Genomic DNA, 16,127 nt, shown 5'->3' with positions numbered 1-16,127 from the left:
TCAGCCCGTCGCCTGGAGCGTCCTGGAGACACCGAGCGCCGCGGTGCGCAGCGCGGCCGTGAACCGGCCGTGGTTCATCCTGAAGGTGGGCGCCGTGATCGACAACGCGCCCGCGAGCGCGCCGGTGTCCCCGAAGACGGGCACGGCCAGGCTCGTGTAACCGAGCCTGGTCTCCTCGGCCTCGACCGCGAGGTGCTCCGCCCTGACCCTGGCGATCTGGGCCTGGAGCAGCCCCGGCTGGGTGATCGTCCGGTGCGTCATGGGGGTGAGGCCGCGCCGTACGACCTCGTGGAAGAGGGCAGGAGGGGAGAAAGCGAGGATCACCTTCCCGGTCGCGGTGCAGAACAGGGGGAGCCGCCCGGCGACCCGGGACTGCTTGCGCAGGCCCCGGTGCACCATGAGCTTCTCGACGTACAGCACGTCGAGGCCGTCGTGGATGGCGAAGTGGACGGTCTCGTGCGTGGCGAGCAGCAGATCCTCCATGTACGGCAGGGCCGCCTCACGCAGGATCCGCTGCCTGGGCACCCGCTGGCCGATCTCGAAGAGCCGCAGCCCCAGGCGGTAGTGGCTGCCCGCCCGTTCGAGCACCCCCCAGCCGAGCAGCTCCTGGGCGAGCCGGTGCACACTCGCCTTGGCCACCCCGGTGCGCCTGACCAGCTCGGACAGGGACAGGGCGTCGTCCTCGGCCGTGAAGGCCTCGATGATCAGACGGGCCTTGCCCAGGACGGAGTTCATCGCCTCGGCGTTGCCCGGCGTCGATCCGGCGCGGGCGAACGGGAGCACCGTCATCGCAGGGACCTCCCAGGTGGTTCGGAGACCTGTGAGGAGTAGTTTGGTGCGTTCCATTCGAAATAGCTACCCTCTGTGACCGATTTGGTCATATGCCCACCTCCGTGCGGGACCTGGTGACCGTGTTGACGGCGACGCGGACCAGCAGCCGGGTGAGCCGCTCCATCTCCCTGACGTCGGCGGTGTTCATCCCCAGGGAGAAGTCGAGCCCGGCGATCTTGGGCATGCCGATCCGCACGGTCGGCACCCCCCGTCCCCGCAGGATGTTGGCGTCGGTGGCGCCGCTGTTGCCGAGGGCCACCTCGTGCGGACGCCCCTCGGCGGCCTCCCAGGCGGCGACGGCCTCACGGGCCACCCAGCCCCCGGGGTCGGAGGCGGTGCCGGGTACGGCGAGCACCATCTCGAACGTCACCGGGACGCCGGGCAGTTCGGCGCGGATCTCCTCGATCGCGGCGCCGAACTCCCGCTTGGCCTCCATGGGGGTCGTGCGCGGGCTCAGCCGCAGGTCGACGAGCAACCGGCACGCGGCCGGGGTCACCGCGGCCCGGTACGGCCAGCCCCCCTCGATCGCGGCGACGACGCCCTGCGGGGCGACCGTCCCCTCGGTGTGCCGCTCGGCGTACCCGGCGAACCACCGCTCAAGCCGTACGGCGACCTCGCCCGCCCTGGCGACCGCGTTCTCGTACGGCAGACGGTGCCGTGAGCCGGCGTAGGTGTGGACGCCGTGGACGACGACCTCGAACCAGGCCAGCCCGACCTCCTCCCAGGAGACCGTCCACCCCGGCTTGGCGATCACCGCGAAGTCCGCCCAGATCCCCTGTTCGAGCAGGTAGGAGCAGCCGACCCCCTGCCCGACATTGCGCCGTCCTGCGCCGGGCGCGGCGTTGGCGGGCATGCCGCCCGACCCGAAGGCGACCAGCAGGTCCCCGGCCAGCGGCAGCCCGGCCCGGTGGACGGCCTCGGCGACCATCAGCACGCAGGCGGCGTGCCCCTTCGGGTTGCCCGCGCCGAGCCCGGTCACCAGGTCGCCCTCGACGCGGGCGGCGGGGCGCATGTCGGGGCGCAGCGCGGGGCCGATCCACGGGACGTCCTCGTCCTCGCGGCCGGTGGTCAGCGTGTCGATCGGCGCGTACAGCATGAGGTCGGGGCCGCCGCCGTCGCCGCGCAACCGGCCCCACGCGTTGGCCTGCCGGTCGTCGAGCGGCTGGACGGCCGCCGTGACACCGGCGGCCGTCAGGGTGGCGGCGATGTGCTCGGCCAGGGGACGCTCGCCGCCGGTGGGGCTGGGGACGTCCACCAGGCCGCGCAACAGCTCCCGCAGCCGGTCGCCCGTGACGTGCCGCCAGGCCGCGGCGACCAGGTCGCGCCGGTCCCCGTCGAGCCCGTCGAGCCCGTCGGGCGCGTTCACCGGTTGATCCGGCGGACCTGGGTGTTGACCCGCCTGGCGAGCAGGCGCCACAGCGGCGGCAGCGCCGCGACGACGGCCGCGCAGACCAGCAGGACCAGCAGGGGACGTGGCATGGGGATCTCCTTGACTCGTCCCGCGTGGAGCCCCGGCGCGTGGCCGGGGGTCCCACGCGGGAGCCGTTTCCGCCCTGCCGAGATGATCCGCCGGCCGGAGGGGAGCCGCCCATGGAAACGTCCCGCTCAGCGGGACGCCCACACGGAATCGGCGTACGGCGACGCCACGGTGAAGATCTCTATCCCATAAGTGGTCGTCACACGGTGAGCCGTTCGAGGAAGGTGAGGGCGAAGAACGCCGCGGCCTCCTCGCCACGCTGGCCGTCCCCGAGACCGTCGGCCACACCGTCTCACTGGGCTACTGAGGCACGGATTCCCTCACGGCGCGTCCCCCTCGGTGATCAGCGTCACCTGGGGGACGCCCGTCCTCGGATGCGCGCCGACCTCGGCGTCCACCCGGTAGACGTCCCGCAGCAGTTCAGGCGTCAGCACCTCGCGCGGGGTCCCGAGCGCCACGACCGCGCCGCCGTCCATGACGCACAGGCGGTCACAGAACGCGGCGGCCAGGTTGAGGTCGTGCAGCGCGATCACCGCGGTGATCCCGAGCCCGCGCACCAGACGCAGCGCGTCGAGCTGGTGGCGCAGGTCGAGGTGGTTGGTCGGCTCGTCCAGCACCATCACCTCCGGTCGTTGCGCCAGCGCCCGGGCGATCAGCACCCGCTGCTTCTCCCCGCCGGAGAGCCGGTCGAAGGGCGCGTGGGCCAGATCGGCCACGTCCAGCCGCTCCAGCGCCTCGGCGACGATCGCCCGGTCGGCGGGGGAGTCGCCGTCGAAGGCCCGTTTGTGCGGGGTACGTCCCATGGACACCACGTCGTGGACGCTCAGCCCGAAGTCGCCGCCGCCATCCTGAAGCACCGCGGCCAGCCGGCGGGCCAGCCATCTGCCCGGCATCCGCCACACGTCGTGCCCGTCGAGGAGCACCTGCCCGGCGGTGGGGCGCAGCACCCGGTAGAGGGTCCTCAGCAGGGTCGACTTGCCCGCGCCGTTGGGCCCGGCCAGGCCGAGCACCTCACCGGGGGCCACCTCGAACGTCACCGCGCGCACCAGGTCCCTGCCGCCGATCCGCACCGAGACCTCCCGTACGGCCAGAGCGCCCATCAGGTCCTCCTGCGCATCAGCCACAGGAAGAACGGCCCGCCGACCAGCGCCGTGATGATCCCCACCGGGATCTCCTCGGGGGTGATCAGCGTCCTGGCGACCAGGTCGGCCGTGATGAGGAACGCCGCTCCGAGCAGCGCCGTGGCCGGAAGCGCCCGCCGGTGGTCGGCCCCGACGAGCAGCCGCACCACATGGGGCATGATCAGCCCGACGAACCCGATGGCCCCGCTGACCGCGACGACGGTGCCGATCACCATGGCCACCAGCACGAACAGCGCCGCCCTGAAGCGGTGCACATCCAGCCCCAGGGAGGCGGCGGCCTCCTCCCCGGCCAGCAGCAGGTTCAGCGGGCGTGAGACGCCCAGCAGGACGACGGTGCCCGCCGTCACGGCCGCCGCGGGCACCCACACCGTCGTCCACGTCGTCCCGGCGACGCCGCCGAGCATCCAGCGGACGGCCGACTGGGCCCGGTGCGGGTCGTCGGAGGTCACCACCAGGAAGCTGGCCGCCGCCGAGAGCACCTCGGCCGTCGCCACCCCGGCCAGCACCAGCCGTACCGTGGTCATCCGCCCGCCGGACCGGGCCAGGAAATAGACCGTGACCAGCGCCGCCAGCGCCCCCGCGAACGCGGCGACCGGCAGTGAGAACGGGCCGAGGAAGGTCAGGCCGAACACCGTCACGCTCACCGCGCCCACGCTGGCGCCGGAGGAGACGCCAAGCAGCATCGGATCGGCCAGCGGGTTGCGCACCAGCGCCTGCAACGCCATCCCGCAGACCGAAAGTCCGGCGCCGATGACCCCGCCCAGGATCACCCGCGGCAGCCGTACGTCCATGACGACGGTCTCCCTGACCGGGGACCAGACCGGTTCGGCCAGCGCGGGGTGGAGGCGGTGCAGCAGAATGCCCCACACCTGCTCGGCGGGCAGGCTGATCGAACCGGCCGCGACCCCCGCCGTGACCGCCCCGCCGAGCAGCAGCGCGCACAGCGCGAGCGTCAGCGGGTACGGCAGGCCGGGGCGCCGGGCGACGGGCGTCGTCCGGGAGAGCCCGGTCAGGCCGCTCACTCGAACCGGTCGGGGTGGATCTGCCGGGCCAGCGACTCAACCGCCGACGGCGCCCGGACCCCGAGCACGACCGACGACAGCGGCAGCACCGCGAACCGCCTGTGCCTGATCGCCGGAACGTCGGCGAGCGCCGGGTTCGACAGCAGGAACCTCTTCTTGTCCTCGACCTTCTCCTCGCCGTAGTCGTAGACGACGATCCAGTCGGGCGCGCGCTCGGCGACCTGCTCGAACGACACGTCGGCCCACGTCTTGTCCACGTCGGTGAAGACATTCCGCGCGCCCGCCAGCGTGATGATCTCGTCGCCGACGCCCTTGCCCCCGGCGGTGAAGGCGGTCTTGTCGCCGCTGTCGTAGACGAACAACCTGACCGGCTCGACGTCGGCGAGCCTCTCCCTCACCCGCGCCAGGGGCTCGTGCAGCCGGGTGATGAGCGCCTCGGCCCGTTCGCGCACGCCGAAGATCGTGGCGACGTTGCGGATCTCCCGGTCCATCAGGTCCATGTCCACCGGGCCTGACGGGCACTGCTCGACGTTGAGGTAGGTGTCGATCCCGGCCTTGCCCAGCGCGTCGCGGCCGCGGCCCTCCTTCTCGTCGAAGGCGCTGGAGAAACCGCCGTAGACGAAGTCGGGCTCCTCGGCCAGCAGCGCCTCGTAGGAGGGGTACTGCCTGGAGAGCACCTTCACCCCGTCGTAGGCGGCCTGGTACTCGGGCAGGACCTTGTCGTCGAGATATCCGGTGCCGGCCATCGACCCCTGCAGTCCCAGCGCCAGCATCACCTCGGTCGCGTGCTGGTTGAGCGAGACCGCCCGCCGCGGCGGGCGGTCGTAGGTCGTCCTGACGCCGCAGTCGTCGAGGGTGACCGGGAAGCCCGCGACGGCCCCGGCAGGGGCTTCAGCCGGGGCTCCGGAGGAGGCGCCGCAACCGGCCAGGAGCACGGCACAGGACAGGGCGAGCAACAGGGACAGGGGACGTCTGACCGTCACGGACGGTTCCTCTCACGGGATCTGCACCATGGGACGGCCCTGCCGGAAGGTCACGGAACCGGCCAGGAGGTCGTCTCCGGGCACACGTCGGCGCGGAGGGCTCGTGCGGTCGTCGCCACGCGAGGTCATCCATCGGCCGACCCGCTCCTCTCCGGGGAGATCCGCCCCAGTTCGTCGAGGAGGCGACCGCGTGAGTCTCCTGGCTCTCGGGTCGATGCTCGCCCCCGTCTTCCCACCCCGCAGGGGGCGGTGACCTCGTGGGGGTCCGCTCGCCGATCACAGTGGCGGGACCGCGCCGGATTCGCACCGGCTTCCTCGTCCGCGCTCGCCTTCGCCGGTCATCATTGCACGAAGCCGTTGATGCGCTGAAGATGGCTTCCGGTTCCGGTGGCGGCTGTACGATGTCTTGTTGCAACAAATTTGCAATTGCAAAGACCGGCGGCTTCGGGAGGGCAAGTGCGGACGGCGGAGGTCAAACGGCGGTTCCTTGAGCACTTCGCGGCGGCGGGGCACACCGTGGCCGCCAGCGCGCCGCTGCCCGCCGACGACCCGACGCTGCTGTTCGTCAACGCGGGCATGGTGCCGTTCAAGCCCTATCTCCTCGGGCAGCGGACACCGCCGTCCCCCCGGGCGGCCAGCGTGCAGAAGTGCATCCGCACCCTCGACATCGACGAGGTCGGCAAGACCACCAGGCACGGCACGTTCTTCCAGATGAGCGGCAACTTCTCCTTCGGCGACTACTTCAAGGAGGAGGCGATCAGGCTCGCCTGGGACCTGACGGTCAAGCCTCGGGCCGAGGGAGGCTACGGCCTCGACCCCGACCGGATCTGGGCCACCGTCTACCTGGACGACGACGAGGCCCACGCCCTGTGGCGGGACGTGATCGGCCTGCCGGAGGCCCGCATCGTACGGCGCGGCAAGGCCGACAACTTCTGGTCCATGGGCGTCCCCGGGCCGTGCGGGCCCTGCTCCGAGCTTTACTACGACCGTGGTCCGGCCTACGGGCGAGAGGGCGGGCCCGAGGTCGACGAGGACCGTTACCTCGAATTCTGGAACCTCGTTTTTATGCAATACGAGCGGGGCGAGGGCGTCGGCAAGGAGGACTACCCGATCCTCGGCGAGCTGCCCTCCCGCAACATCGACACCGGCATGGGCCTGGAACGCATGGCGGCGCTGCTCCAGGGCGTCGACAACCTCTACGAGACCGACGAGACCCGGCCCGTCCTGGACGCCGCCGCGGCGCTGACCGGAACCAGGTACGGCGTGCGCTCCGGGCCGTCCGCGGCCGAGAGCCACCCCGACGACGTCCGGCTCCGGGTCGTCGCCGACCACGTCCGCACCGCGCTCATGCTGATCGGCGACGGCGTCACCCCCTCCAACGAGGGACGTGGCTACGTGTTGCGCCGGATCCTGCGCCGGGCGATCCGCGCCGTCCGGCTGCTCGGCTACGAGGACCCGGTCCTGCCCGAACTGCTGCCGGTGGCCCGCGACTGCATGGCGCCCTCCTACCCGGAGCTGGCCGCCGACTTCGACCGGATCTCGGCCTACGCCTACGGCGAGGAGGAGACCTTCCGCTCGACGCTGCGCCAGGGCAGCGCGCTGCTCGACCGGGCCATCACCCGGACCGGGGAACGGCTGCCCGCGGCCACGGCCTTCAAGCTGCACGACACCTACGGCTTCCCGATCGACCTGACCGTCGAGATCGCCGCCGAACACGGCCTCGACGTGGACGTCACCGGGTTCAGGGAGCTGATGGCCGAGCAGCGGCGCCGCGCCCGTGAGGACACCCGCGCCAGGAAGACCGGCCACGCCGACACCGGACTGCACCGCGCCCTCCTCGACGAGCACGGCCCCACCGACTGGCGGGCGTACACGACGCTGACCACCGACTCGACGGTCCTGGCCGTGCTCCGCGACGGGGCGCCCGTGGCCACGGCCGTCGCGGGCCAGATCGTCGGCGTCGTCCTCGACCGCACCCCGTTCTACGCCGAGTCCGGCGGCCAGGAGAGCGACGCGGGAACCCTGCACGGCCCGAGCCTGTCCGCCGAGGTGCTGGACGTGCAACGCCCCGTCCCCGGGCTGGTCGTGCACCAGGTGCGCGTCCTGGACGGGGAACTGGCGCCGGGACAGCCCGTACGCGCCCAGGTCGACCCCGAGTGGCGCGCGGGCGCCCGCCAGGCCCACTCGGCGACCCACGTCGTGCACGCCGCGCTGCGCGCCACGCTCGGCCCGGCCGCCCTGCAGTCCGGCTCCTACAACCGGCCCGGCCACCTGCGCCTGGACTTCTCCTGGCGCGGTGCCCTGCCCGCCGGAGCCCGCGGGGAGATCGAGGACGCCGCCAACGTCGCGATCCGCGGGGACCTGCCGGTCGAGGTGCGCCACATGCCCCTTCGGGAGGCCCGTGAGATCGGGGCGCTGGCGCTGTTCGGCGAGACCTACGACGAGACCGTCCGGGTCGTCGAGATCGGCGGCGCCTGGTCACGGGAGCTGTGCGGCGGCACCCACGTCGACCGCTCCTCCCAGATCGGCGGCGTCGCCGTCACCGCCGAGTCGTCGGTCGGCTCGGGGCAGCGCCGCATCGAGGCCGTCACCGGCATCGAGTCCTTCCGCTACCTCGCCCGCGAGCGCGACCTCGTCTCCCGGATCGCCGAGCAGTTCAACGCCCCCCGCGCGGAGGTCGCCGACCGGGTCGCCGCCCTCGCCGAACGCCTCAGGGAGAGCGAACGTGAGACGGCCAGGCTCCGCGACCGGCTCCTGACCGTCGAGGCCGGTCAGGTCGCCGCGACCGCGACCGTCCACGGCGACGTCCTGCTGGCCACCGGCACCACGGAGACCGACGCCCGCCTCCTGGCCGAGCGCGTCGGCACGGCGCTGCCCGAGGACCGGCCGGGCGTCGCCGCGGTGCTGTCCGGCACGGCCCTCGTGGTCACCGTGAACGCCGCGGGCCGTACCCGGGGACTGGCCGCCGCTGACCTGGTCAGGGCGCTGCCCGAGGGCCGGGGCGGCGGCAACGCCGAGACGGCCCAGGGCCGCAGGCCCGCCGACCCGGACAAGGCCCTGGCCGCCCTCGCCGCCCTCCTCACGGACCGGACGCCGGCGTGACCGGACCCGCCCCGGCTCACCCGGCGTGTTCGTAGACGCTGACGTGCCGCCGGCTCGTGGCCGTGTACGGCTCGTGTTCCCAGCCTCCCCAGCGCTCACGCAGCCGGAGACCCGCGATCCGGGCCATGAGGTCGAACTCCGGCGGATGGGCCAGGCGGAGCCTGATGGGACTGAGGACGATGCCCTCGGCGCTGATCCTGACGTGGTTCTCGTCGAGGATCTGCGTCACCGGGTCGTAGCGGCACACGTCCAGGCCGACGTGGTCGACCCCGACGTGCTCGGCGTCGACGTACTGGTGACGAGGGCGCGCCGGGGCGGTCGGTATCCGGCACTCCACGACGAACACCCCGTCCTCGGCCAGGTGCCGGGCCGCGTTCTCGAAGCAGCGGACCTGGTCGTCCTGGGTGAGGAGGTTGCCGATCGTGTTGTACACCAGGTAGACCAAGCCGTAGCGGCGTCCGGTGGTGACGGTGGACATGTCGCCCATGGTCACCTCGATCAGGTCGCCGCCCGGCTTCTCGCGCATCCGGTCCACCATGTCCGGTGAGAGCTCGACGCCGTCGACCCGTATCCCGCTTCCGGCCAGCGGCAGGGCGACGCGGCCGGTGCCCACCGCGAACTCCAGTGCGTCACGCCCGGCAGCGAGCCCGGCCAGGAACGCGACCGTCCGCTCCTCGTCACCACGGGTGTCCTCGGCGTCGTAGCGCATGGACACCTCACGGCCGAAGCTCGTGCGCGGATCGAACCCCTCCATGTCCTCTTCCTCTCGCTCGGTCCGGTGCTCCCCGCCCCGGAGGAGCCCACGTGAGAAGTCCACGGCACCCGGCGCGAACGGCCAAGCAACGCAGGGTGGGGTTTAATGAATCGGCTCCGCGCCCCCGGACGCCACCGTCCTGGCGGCGCTGCTGGGCGCGCCCGGGGCCACGTTGCTCGGCCTGCTTGAGGAGCCGTCGCCGACGGTCGAACTCGCCCGCCGCCTGAGGGTGACCCCGAGCGCCGTCTCCCAGCACCTGCGCGTGCTGTACGGCACCGGCCTGGTCACCCGGGTCCGTGACGGGCGGCACGTTCTGTACCGCAGAAGCCCCCTCGGCGACCGGCTGGTGGCCGTTCCCGCCTCCTGAGCGGCCGGATGAGGGCGTTCAGCAGGCCGCCCGGCCGTCGCGCGGGCCGAAGGCGGTGACGGCCTCGGCGTCCGTCGTGACGGAGTGGATGTAGTGCTCGGCCCACGAGCGGCAGTCGTGGTAGCCCGACCTGCGCACCACGGACTCCACGGCGTCGTCGAGGTCGAACGGGGTGCGGCGGATCTGGACCTGGCCGTCGCGCAGCAGCAGCCAGTGGCCGCCGGTGCGGCCGTAGGGCATGCCGATGCTTCCGGCGTTCACCACGAGACGCTCGTCCACGAGCCGCAGGTACGGCATGTGCGTATGCCCGCACACCACGGTGCGCACGTCGTCGGGCAGGTCGGCGAAGACCTCCGCCCAGCGCTCAAGCCGGGTGTCGACCAGCACGACCTCGTTGTCGTCACGCGGGGTTCCGTGGCAGAAGACGACCTTGCCGAAGCCCTCGACCTCCATGGTGACCGGGTGGGGCAGGCCGGCCAGGAGCTTGACGTCCTCGTCGCGGAGCTGCCGCGCGGCCCACAGGTCGATCTCCCAGGCGTCCTCGACGCCCTCTCCCCGCGCGAACGCGACCAGGTCGCGGTCGGCGTTGCCGCGCACCAGGACCGCCCTGTCGCCCAGCTCGCGGAGCCGGTCGAGCACCTCGACGGGCTGGGGGCCCGCGGCGTGGTCGCCGGTGACGACGATCCTGTCGGCGGCCATCACCTCGGGTTCGGCGAGTACGGCCTCAAGCGCGGGCAACACCCCGTGAATATCGGACAGAACAGCGACACTTGCCACCATCGAATGTCCTTTCTGGCCGCGTCGGTTACGGGTCTCAGGTGCTTTTCTACACGGCCGCCGCGGCCGGTCGCCAGCGGACCGGCCGACCGGCCGGAAAAAGCCCTGAACAACACAGGTGACGATGATTTATCGGTGAAATCATTCTGTTGTCACCAGACGATATTCGGACAGCGCGTTTTCCATGTGATACCTGACCTCTTTCGAATCCCTTCCCGCTATGTGCAGATAGCCGGTGCAGGCGTTCGAGGCGCGCGCCGGTTCGAGACGGTCGCCGACCGAGGCCGTGACCTCGCCGGAGATGACCCCGGGAAGGGAAAGAAGGTCTTCTATGGGGGAGATGTCCAGCACGCGGCCACGGCGGGCGGGAAGGAGAAGATCCCCGACCGACCTGTCGAGGGTGTACGCCAGTTTCGGACGCCGTCCCACATAGACGTCCGCGACGGCGGCCAGCATGTCGAACCCGTGGGAAAGGCCGTGGTTCTCCGGCAACCAGGCCCCGCTCAGCCGCGCCGCGATCTCACCCATGACGTGGGAACCGTCCGGCCGGAGAAAGAACTCCGCGTGGAGATAACCGTCGCGATAACCCAGCGCGTCGGAGATCCGCTGCGCCACCTTCCTCGGATCGAGGGGCTTGGGCTCCGACGGCGCCAGGGTGATGTCGGCGTTCATCGCGCCCTCAAGCGTCTCCAGCATGGGGGCCGGGTTGACGGCGACGAAGGCGTCCTGGACCTCGCCGCGGTGCACGAGGGCGCACAGCTGGTGCTCGGTGCCCGCCACGTGTTCCTCGACGATCCACCGCCGCCGGGGTCGTACCGCCATGATCCGGGCGGCCGAGGTCATCTCGTGGGCGTGGAACCTCCAGACGTCCACGCTGGAGCCGGAGACGGCCGGTTTCACCACGACGGGCCATCCGTGCCGGTCGGCGAACGCCCGTACCTCCTGCGCCGAGGTGACGACGCGCCAGCGCGCGGCGGGCAGCCCGGCGGCGGCGAACAGCTCCTTCATCGCCACCTTGTCCGTGGCCAGGCGGACCTGGTCCCGGGTCATGTGCGGCAGCCCGGCGAACGCGGCGAAACGGTGCGTCAGCGGCTGGAGCGTCTCGTCGGGGTTGCAGAAGTAGGCGGGGACGGCGTCGAGCCCGGAGGCCCACTTCTTGTAACGGGTCACCTCCCCGGCCAGCGGCCGGTCCTCGTCGATCACGAAACAGGGCACGCCGTCCGGCACCGTACCCGCCGTGGCCCGTGTGCACAGCAGCACCGTGCCGATGTCCGGCCGCTCCAGCAGGTGACGGGTGAAACGCCGCCTGCGGCTCGTCACGAGCAGCAGCACGGGCCGCCCGGCGCGGGTGTGGGCCATTCCCGTCACCCCACCACGTGGCGGTGCTCGGTCAGGAGGCCGAGCAGCGCGCGCACCACGGCCGGTTCCCCGGCGATGTCGATCCGGGTGCGCCGCAGGGAGCGGCCGCGTGTCACGGTGCCGCCGCCCGCGCGGACCAGGCCGTGTCCCGCCGCCGTGTCCCACCACGGGAGGGCGACCGCGATGTGGGCGTCGAGGGTCCTGGCCGCCACCCTCAGCAGGTCACAGGCCGCCGAACCGGTCCGCACCACCTGGTAGCGCCTGCCGACGAGCCGGAGGATGCCGTGGGCCTCCTTGAGCTCCTCGGCCCCGTACGGCAGCGCCACGGCGACCCGGACGTGCCGCTCCGCGGGACCCGGCGACCGGGTGAAGCTGCCGTCGAGCGAACCGTCGAGCGTCGCCATCCACTGCCCGTCGGCGGGCCGGACGATGACGGAGGCCAGCCAGCGCTCGCCGGAGACCGCCGCGACGCTCACCGCGTAGTGGGGCGAGGCCCGCACGAAGTTGGCGGTGCCGTCGAGCGGATCGACGATCCAGGTGACCCCGGAACGCCCGGCCTGGTAGCCGGACTCCTCGGCCAGGACCGCGTCGTCCGGCCTGGCCGTGCGCAGCAGGTCCATGATGACCGACTCCGACCTCAGGTCCGCCTCGGTCAGCAGGTCCTGCTCGGTGCTCTTGCGCGTGACCCGGTAGGTCTCCCGCGCGGTGTCCTCGATCTCCGCCGCCGCGCGCCGGGCCACGACGAGAGCGAGCCTCTCGATGTCCGACTCGGTGTCCAACGCCGTCTCACCTCCGCTCCTGGCCGCGCAGCCGCCTCAGCGTCAGCTCGATCACCTCGTCGAGCCGGGCCTGGACCTGCGCCTCCGTCTCACCGCGTACGGTCACCGTCACGGCCGCCTGGTTCCACGCCGCGGGCCGCGGCATGACGTCGCCGACCTGGAAGCGCAGCTGGGTGTCGATGATCCAGTCCTCGGCCGGGGGCGTCAGGTCCGTGTCGAGCCGTCCTGCGGGGGCGTAGACCAGCGCGTAACCGGTCAGGTGCGGGGCCGGTTCAGGGGGCCGGGGAACCTCCAGCCCCAGCTGGGAGCGGATGACGACCTCGTCGAGGTTGACACCGGTCCGGGACAGGAAACCCGGGATGATGCCGCCGCCGCCCGCGCGGCCGCCGATCTCACAGAAACAGACCTCGCCCCCGGAGCCCCCGGAGCCCCCGGAGCCCCCGGAGCCCCCGGAGCCCCCGGAGCCCTCCGTGAGGAAGACCTCATGGTGGGTGACGCCGCTGAAGTCGGGGTAGCAGGCGAGGACCCGGCGGTTGAAGGCGAGCAGCAGGTCGAGGGTCGCGCCCGGCCCGACGGCCACGTCGCGGAACGCCTCCAGGCGGCGGTAGGACGTCGTCTCCTCCACGCTCCGCCCGGCCACCGCGGCGAGCGGCACCCCGTCACGGACGACGCTGTCGATGTGGAACAGCCGCCCGTCGACGCGTTCCTCCACCTCGTACCGGGCCAGCTCGTCCTTGGAGGTCGTGGCGGCGAACCGGCGGACGTCCTCGGCGTCGTCGAGGAAGACGATGCCGGCGGAGCTCTCACCGCGCCGCGGTTTGGCCACCAGGGCGCCGTGCCTGCGCAGCAGTTCCAGGGCGTTCGCCTCGGTGAAGGGGGCGAAGTCGGGGACGCGCACGCCGCGCTCCCGAAGCCGCTCCTTCATGATCACCTTGTCCCGGTACCCCAGGACCTGGTGTTCCGTCGGGCCGGGCACGCCCAGCCGGTCCCGCATCCTGGCGGCGGTCAGCAGCAGGCCCTCGCTGATGGCGACGATCCGCTGGGTCGGGCGCTCCGAGACGCCGTCCAGGAAGTGCGCGGCGGCCTCAAGGAGGGTCTCGTCACCGCGCGGGACGCCGACGACGCCCGCGAGTTCGTCACCGCGGGCCTGGTCCAGCTTGCGGATGTCGGTGACGAGCCGGACGCGGTTGCGGGAGGCGGGCAGGAAGGCACGGCCGTCGGTGTCCCGGTAGTACCGGTAACCGATGTGGTCGAGGACGAGGGTCTGTACCGGCTCATCGCTCATCGTCGGCTGTACTCCGCGTATCGGGCGGCGAGTTCCGCCGCGGCCTGCCCGGCGTCGTCGAGCGCGAGCTGCTTGCAGTGGTATCCGAGCTCCGCCCGCATGATCTCCGTCGACTCCTCGGTGAACTCCACCAGGCCGTCGGCCCCTATCCGGGCGATTCCGTCGTGACGCTGGCCGTCGAGGTTGATCTCCACGGCCTCCTTCTCCGACAGCCGGGGCGGCAGGTCGAGTTCCGTGCCGTCCGGGGTGATCCTGACCGGGTAGCCGCCGGGCAGGCCCGCCCAGCCGGGGGCGTGCACCTCGGCGCCGGTGCCGGTGGCCAGGGGCTCCAGCACGCTCAGGGCCGACGCCGCGGTCATGACCTGCCCCTCCCGGCCGCCGGTACGGCGGTACTGCGTACGCATCAGGGCGAACATGACGTCCTCGGGAGGCAACGCCGCCGTGACGTCGACGCCGTCCCGCCAGAACGTCAGGTGGTAGGCGGCGCCGCCGCCGTCCCCGGTCCGGGAGAGCCGGTGCCCGACGAAGTGGTGCGCCACGAAACGCGGCCGTACCTCCTCCGGCGGGCAGCCGAGGTGCCGGGCCGCGATGACCCGCAGCGCGGGGACCGAGTTGGCCACGTTGCCGATGCCCAGGTGGGGGCTCAGTCCCACCCCGGCGAGCGCCGGGTGCACGGCGTCGGGGTAGGCCGCGTTGACCACGACCGCCGGACTGCCGGCGAGCCGTACGGCTCTCATGAGGCTGAGCACCGGGGACAGGTGCATCGGGAGCCACGGCCCGAAACGGGCGGCGCCGACACGTGCGAAACGGTCCCGGGGCAGTTCGGAGAGCACGTGCCAGGACTGCAGGCTGGCCGCGGCGAACACGATGTCCGGGGCGAACCCGGCGAGGGCCTCCGCCGTGCGCGCGGTGTCGTCCAGGTCCGCCACCAGGGGCTCGACCGGCCAGTGCCTGCCCAGCTGGGCGGCCGAGAGCGCCACCATGTTGGCCGTACGGACGACCGCCTCCCCATCACGTCCGAGGATCGCGAGACGGCGGGGGGACGGCGCGTTCGCCAGCCCGTGCAGCACCCGTACGGCGAGGTCGCCGCAACCGGCCACCAGGACACGGACGGGGCGGTCCCCGGCGGGGACGAGGGGCGGGGGCGTCATCGCAGGTCACCCGCCGCCCGCCCGACCAGGCGCGGGACGAACCGCGAGGTGTTGGCGGCCAGCAGGTCAGGGGGGCAGAGGTCCGAGAACTTCGCCAGCCAGCCACCGGACTCCACGGTGTCCCAGTGGGGGTAGTCCGAGCCGAACAGGATGCTCTCCGCGCCGAGCTGACGAGCGGCCCACAGCACGTGCTCCTCCCCGGGGTCGGGCACCACGGCGAAGTGCTCGCGGAAGGTCTCGACCGGGTCCGGCACGTCCCCCGCCAGCCGCCTGGTGTGGCTCGCGAGCCGTCCGAGCACGCTGGGAATCCAGGCGATGCCGGACTCCAGCATGACCACCCGCAGGCCGTCGGGCAGCCCGTCGGGGCGGGTGACCAGGTCGGCCAGCGCGATCATCTGCTCGCCCATGTGCCCGAAGGCGTGGGTCATCGCGTAGTCGTCGTAGGCGTCCGCCAGCGGCGACCACTGGTGGCAGCCGGTTCCGCCGTGCACGGCCAGCGGGAGCCGCAGCCGCGCCGCCGTGCCGAGCAGCGGGGCGAGGTCCGGGGAGTTCAGCCGCGCCGTGGCGGTGCGGGCGGTCGGCCGTACCACGACGGCGACCAGGTGCGGGTCGTCGGCGTACCCCCGCAGCGTCTCCTCGCTCCACTTCGGGTCCTCGGCGGAGGCGAGGAAGGCCCACTTCAGGGTCAGGCGGGACCGGGCGCAGGCTCGCGAGGCCAGCCGGTTGTACCCGTCGAGCAGGCGCAGGCGCGTCTGCTCGTCCTCGACGGCCTGTACCGACAGGCCGACGAACCCGGGCTGGAGGACGGCCGCGGCGATGCCGTGTTTGCCGGTGAAGACGGCCCTGTCCTCGTCCTGGCCCGGCCCGATGAGGTGGCCCAGGCCCTTGGGGTTGCCGTGCCCGGGGCCGCTCGGCTTGGGGAAGACACGGTCTCCGAGCCGGAGCCGTGTCACCCCCGCCTCGACGACCACCTCTGGGCGTTCGGCGGCGGTGAACCCGATGTCCTCCCAGATCTCGGGAAGGTGGTCGGTGAAGTGCGTGTCACAGTCGTACAGTCCGGCGTCGGGCACGAGATCTCCAGCTTCTGTGGTCGCGGGT

14 protein-coding genes and 1 riboswitch are annotated in these 16,127 nt (G+C 72.4%); of the genes, 2 read left to right on the top strand and 12 right to left on the bottom strand.

Features of this window, described 5'->3' with window-relative positions:
* The 5 genes from ABZ470_RS25995 to ABZ470_RS25975 all read right to left on the bottom strand — a co-directional run bounded on the left by ABZ470_RS25995 (position 1) and on the right by ABZ470_RS25975 (position 5,455).
* Entirely contained in the window at positions 1-789 is a 789-nt protein-coding gene (locus ABZ470_RS25995) for an IclR family transcriptional regulator (protein ID WP_352011848.1), read from the bottom strand.
* An 88-nt stretch (positions 790-877) separates the two neighbouring features.
* On the bottom strand, positions 878-2,197 hold the full coding sequence (locus tag ABZ470_RS25990; RefSeq protein ID WP_362914422.1) for a hypothetical protein: 1,320 nt from the start codon (positions 2,195-2,197) through the stop codon (positions 878-880).
* A 431-nt stretch (positions 2,198-2,628) separates the two neighbouring features.
* Positions 2,629-3,408, bottom strand: coding sequence for an ABC transporter ATP-binding protein (locus ABZ470_RS25985; RefSeq protein WP_362914835.1), 780 nt, complete (start codon positions 3,406-3,408; stop codon positions 2,629-2,631).
* Positions 3,408-4,319 (bottom strand): iron ABC transporter permease, encoded by a 912-nt coding sequence (locus tag ABZ470_RS25980; protein ID WP_362776411.1) that lies wholly within the window; start codon positions 4,317-4,319, stop codon positions 3,408-3,410. Before ABZ470_RS25980 ends, ABZ470_RS25985 begins: the two co-directional genes overlap by 1 nt.
* A gap of 149 nt (positions 4,320-4,468) precedes the next feature.
* Entirely contained in the window at positions 4,469-5,455 is a 987-nt protein-coding gene (locus ABZ470_RS25975) for an ABC transporter substrate-binding protein (RefSeq protein ID WP_362914420.1), read from the bottom strand.
* 192 nt (positions 5,456-5,647) lie between these two features.
* A riboswitch (cobalamin riboswitch) is annotated at positions 5,648-5,774 on the bottom strand.
* Between the two features lie 137 nt (positions 5,775-5,911).
* On the opposite strand from ABZ470_RS25975, the gene alaS reads away from it, so the two are divergent.
* Positions 5,912-8,557 (top strand): alanine--tRNA ligase, encoded by a 2,646-nt coding sequence (alaS, locus tag ABZ470_RS25970; RefSeq protein WP_362914418.1) that lies wholly within the window; start codon positions 5,912-5,914, stop codon positions 8,555-8,557.
* A gap of 16 nt (positions 8,558-8,573) precedes the next feature.
* On the opposite strand, the gene ABZ470_RS25965 is transcribed toward alaS, so the two are convergent.
* Positions 8,574-9,311: a class I SAM-dependent methyltransferase gene (locus ABZ470_RS25965; RefSeq protein WP_352011854.1), complete on the bottom strand. Its 738-nt coding sequence runs from the start codon at positions 9,309-9,311 to the stop codon at positions 8,574-8,576.
* 172 nt (positions 9,312-9,483) lie between these two features.
* On the opposite strand from ABZ470_RS25965, the gene ABZ470_RS25960 reads away from it, so the two are divergent.
* Entirely contained in the window at positions 9,484-9,678 is a 195-nt protein-coding gene (locus tag ABZ470_RS25960; RefSeq protein ID WP_362914416.1) for an ArsR family transcriptional regulator, read from the top strand.
* Between the two features lie 18 nt (positions 9,679-9,696).
* On the opposite strand, the gene ABZ470_RS25955 is transcribed toward ABZ470_RS25960, so the two are convergent.
* The 6 genes from ABZ470_RS25955 to ABZ470_RS25930 all read right to left on the bottom strand — a co-directional run bounded on the left by ABZ470_RS25955 (position 9,697) and on the right by ABZ470_RS25930 (position 16,099).
* Positions 9,697-10,458, bottom strand: coding sequence for a metallophosphoesterase family protein (locus ABZ470_RS25955; RefSeq protein WP_362914414.1), 762 nt, complete (start codon positions 10,456-10,458; stop codon positions 9,697-9,699).
* A 138-nt stretch (positions 10,459-10,596) separates the two neighbouring features.
* Positions 10,597-11,814 carry an ATP-grasp domain-containing protein gene (locus ABZ470_RS25950; protein WP_362914412.1) on the bottom strand — a complete coding sequence of 406 codons (1,218 nt, stop codon included), beginning with the start codon at positions 11,812-11,814 and terminating at the stop codon, positions 10,597-10,599.
* A gap of 5 nt (positions 11,815-11,819) precedes the next feature.
* Positions 11,820-12,593: an inositol monophosphatase gene (locus ABZ470_RS25945; protein ID WP_362914410.1), complete on the bottom strand. Its 774-nt coding sequence runs from the start codon at positions 12,591-12,593 to the stop codon at positions 11,820-11,822.
* Between the two features lie 7 nt (positions 12,594-12,600).
* On the bottom strand, positions 12,601-13,878 hold the full coding sequence (locus tag ABZ470_RS25940) for a hypothetical protein (RefSeq protein WP_362914408.1): 1,278 nt from the start codon (positions 13,876-13,878) through the stop codon (positions 12,601-12,603).
* A complete protein-coding gene (locus tag ABZ470_RS25935; protein WP_362914406.1) occupies positions 13,875-15,029 on the bottom strand; it encodes a hypothetical protein in 1,155 nt (384 codons plus the stop codon). Before ABZ470_RS25935 ends, ABZ470_RS25940 begins: the two co-directional genes overlap by 4 nt.
* Positions 15,026-16,099 carry an amidohydrolase family protein gene (locus ABZ470_RS25930; RefSeq protein WP_362914404.1) on the bottom strand — a complete coding sequence of 358 codons (1,074 nt, stop codon included), beginning with the start codon at positions 16,097-16,099 and terminating at the stop codon, positions 15,026-15,028. The genes ABZ470_RS25935 and ABZ470_RS25930 overlap by 4 nt, the downstream gene beginning before the upstream one ends.
* Positions 16,100-16,127 lie beyond the last annotated feature (28 nt).

The organism is Streptosporangium sp. NPDC020072 (assembly GCF_040631445.1).
Taxonomy (GTDB): Bacteria; Actinomycetota; Actinomycetes; order Streptosporangiales; family Streptosporangiaceae; genus Streptosporangium.
This window is presented reverse-complemented; position numbering and strand designations above follow the sequence as displayed.